At 60.3% G+C, this 423-nt stretch carries 1 protein-coding gene; it reads right to left on the bottom strand.

What is annotated here, in order from left to right; genetic code table 11:
• On the bottom strand, nt 1–411 hold a 411-nt coding region (locus AC1EJR_RS27360; protein WP_477147863.1), incomplete at its 3' end, for a DUF3304 domain-containing protein.
• Nucleotides 412–423 lie beyond the last annotated feature (12 nt).

Below are 423 nucleotides of genomic sequence, written 5' to 3'. Positions count from 1 at the left end.
ATACGCCGGGTGACCAAGCAGCGTCATGGTCACGAACACCTTGATACTGCCGTCTCGAAGAAAATGGAGAGTCAGAAGCCCCACGTCTTCAGGGCGGTAGGGGGGCACAGGGACAATCCGCTCCTGCGGAACATCGTCGATGCGATGGACCCATCTGACCTTCGCCGTCATGCCAGGCTTGTGGATCCGTGGCACCGTGACGCAACAAGTGAACTTTCCGCCGCCCTCGTGCGGCCAGATATTCGGTCCGCCATGACCGTTGACCTCGAACGCGTAGATGCCCACATCGGTGTGGTTGTAGCCAACCATTGACACCGCGATGAGCTTGTCGCCGCAACCGGACACTGCCAGTGACAATGCTGCCAGCAGGCCGGCTATCCACGCCCGTGGGCGCGCTACTGTGTAAGGCATGACTCTCCTCGT

The sequence above is a fragment of the Cupriavidus sp. 05T42 genome (genome assembly GCF_056396345.1).
The sequence above is the reverse complement of the archived record's forward strand: the minus strand, read 5'-3'. Positions and strand labels throughout refer to the sequence as shown.